At 41.4% G+C, this 2,066-nt stretch carries 4 protein-coding genes; 2 read left to right on the top strand and 2 right to left on the bottom strand.

The window, feature by feature from the left end; genetic code table 11:
* Positions 1 to 152 (top strand): ISAzo13-like element transposase-related protein (locus DESPODRAFT_RS21730; protein WP_004073554.1); only part of this gene is annotated, 152 nt, incomplete at its 5' end.
* 220 nt (positions 153 to 372) lie between these two features.
* The gene (locus tag DESPODRAFT_RS11025; protein ID WP_004073546.1) at positions 373 to 702 is read left to right on the top strand and encodes a nucleotidyltransferase family protein; all 330 of its coding nucleotides are present in this window, start codon (positions 373 to 375) and stop codon (positions 700 to 702) included.
* A 275-nt stretch (positions 703 to 977) separates the two neighbouring features.
* Here the strand turns inward: DESPODRAFT_RS11025 and DESPODRAFT_RS21085 are convergent, their stop codons facing one another.
* Together DESPODRAFT_RS21085 and DESPODRAFT_RS22035 are read right to left on the bottom strand one after the other, a co-directional pair.
* A complete protein-coding gene (locus DESPODRAFT_RS21085) occupies positions 978 to 1,640 on the bottom strand; it encodes a VirB4 family type IV secretion/conjugal transfer ATPase (RefSeq protein ID WP_245531898.1) in 663 nt (220 codons plus the stop codon).
* A gap of 44 nt (positions 1,641 to 1,684) precedes the next feature.
* On the bottom strand, positions 1,685 to 1,930 hold the full coding sequence (locus DESPODRAFT_RS22035; RefSeq protein WP_504109414.1) for a hypothetical protein: 246 nt from the start codon (positions 1,928 to 1,930) through the stop codon (positions 1,685 to 1,687).
* Between the last annotated feature and the right edge of the window lie 136 nt (positions 1,931 to 2,066).

Genomic DNA, 2,066 nt, shown 5'->3' with positions numbered 1-2,066 from the left:
CATGTAAAGGTGTTATTTTTAAGAGTATCGAAATCGTTAATGATTTCGTAGCAAAAACAAAAACATCTACGGGGTTGAAGGTTTTTACGTCTATCCTTGATAAAAATTTTAAAACTGGTCGTAAAGTAGCGGACGATTTTAAAAAAATATGAGAATTCAGTTTGATGAATATTTACCGCAATGGAACTATGTTGCTCTTCCTACGGCAATTAGCATTTAGGATGTTATTAAATCCGCATTCCTAAGTGACAGCCATTTTAATGCCAACGGCTCAATTGGAGAAATAAATTTTTTACCCGTACGTCTCATCTGATATCCTTGCTATGCAAATTTAAAAAACAATGATTTGTTGCAAAGCAAGATTATACAGGAATTATATTTGTCCACCTACTTAAGCATATTAACCTGCCTCAGAAAACAATCAGCCAGCTGATAGAAATTTTTTCAGCCTATCCGGAGATTGAAAAAGTTATCGTGTTCGGCTCCAGAGCCATGGGAAACGAAAAACCAGGCTCGGATATAGATCTTGCGATCAGCGGATTAAAAGTGACGTCAGAACTTGTAGAAAAAATCCATAACTATTTGGAAGAAGAAACCCTGTTTCCATATTTTTTTGACTGCCTTCATTTTGAAACTCTAACTAACCCCGATTTGCGCAACCACATTCTGGAGTATGGCAAAATTCTTTATCATAGGGGGTAGGCTTTATTTTGATATTACAGGCGCTTGGATCGGCCCAACCCAAGCTGACAAAAAAAGCTCGGATGATCAAAATACCTGGATTTATGTTGCTGTCTGGACTGTCGGTCTGCCTCTTTTGTAGCTGCCTACCTTATTGCCGGTTACCCTCTCAATATACCGCTGAAATTTTTCATTCCCCACCGGAGTCCCGGAATGGAGGCTTTGTTGAATCAGCTGTGTTTCATTTTTATCAATTGGTATTTCAAACTGCTGCCTATATACTTTCCGGCGGCTCGTCATGTTCTTGCCAAGGCCGAGATATTCCTCACAAGCCAGCCTTCCAGGGCGTTGAGGGTTTCCACCCGGGCAGAGAATCCCTGGGATAAAACCACTTTCCGGATATCCCTGGTTTGCGTCTGCAACAACTCTTTATCTTCATTCAGCAGAATGATATTGCCGGAAAAATAACCGAATCCCACAAATCCGGATTGATTAATTAAATAGGCTTCCTCCGCATCCACGGCCATCAGGGCGGCATCTTTGTTTGGTTTTGCTTTGGCGTTATTGAAAAGCTTGTCAAAGAAACCAATGATTTTTTGGGACCAGCTTTTCCTGTAATTTTCTATCTGCTGCAAGGCTGTCCATTGATCCATACAGATATAACGGGTGTTAAACCGGTAGGGTATGGATAAACTGTCTAACCCGGACAGCATCATCGGGTAAGATTCTGCAGGGAAGCCGTCAATGGCAACGACACTGATATATTTATCCGCGATTTTCGGGACTATGCCGCCGGTGACATCCTGGGAGGATAAAAGATAATCAAGATACATAGGGATTTCCGGCAGTTTTATTTTGTGGCGTTCCCCTGTGATAATAAAGTTGATAATTTCCAGAACTTCTGAATATATGCCATTCTGGAGGGGTATATCCTTGAGTTGCCGGAGCCTAAAAGACAACGAAAGCCTGTCTTCGATTTCGACCAGGTTGTTTTGAAAGGTTTTTAACGCCTTGACACCGGCATCATCACCGTTTTTTCTCTGGCGTTCCTCCTTTTCTTCCGTATATAAAAAGGATCCATTTTCTGCGCTGATATATCCGGCTTCCAGGTGATAAACAGATAATGGGTTGTGCGAAAATGCCTGCCCTTTTTAAAAAATATTCTCCTTTCATCATCAATGGCTCTGGTGATCCTGTCAGGGAAATGATTTTCATTTTTATCAGGATAATAATCTTCAGGGCTCCGGATGCAGTCAAAATGCAGGGTGAAACCATCGCCTAAGTTTTTAAAGATGCTGATATAGAACTTGAGAAGCTTTCAAGGTCTGTATCGGTTGAACTGGCCGTATCCCGGGTTGTTATTTCATAGCCCACCAGGAACGAAC

The sequence above is a fragment of the Desulfobacter postgatei 2ac9 genome, from assembly GCF_000233695.2.
Taxonomy (GTDB): Bacteria; Desulfobacterota; Desulfobacteria; order Desulfobacterales; family Desulfobacteraceae; genus Desulfobacter; species Desulfobacter postgatei.
The sequence above is the reverse complement of the archived record's forward strand: the minus strand, read 5'-3'. Positions and strand labels throughout refer to the sequence as shown.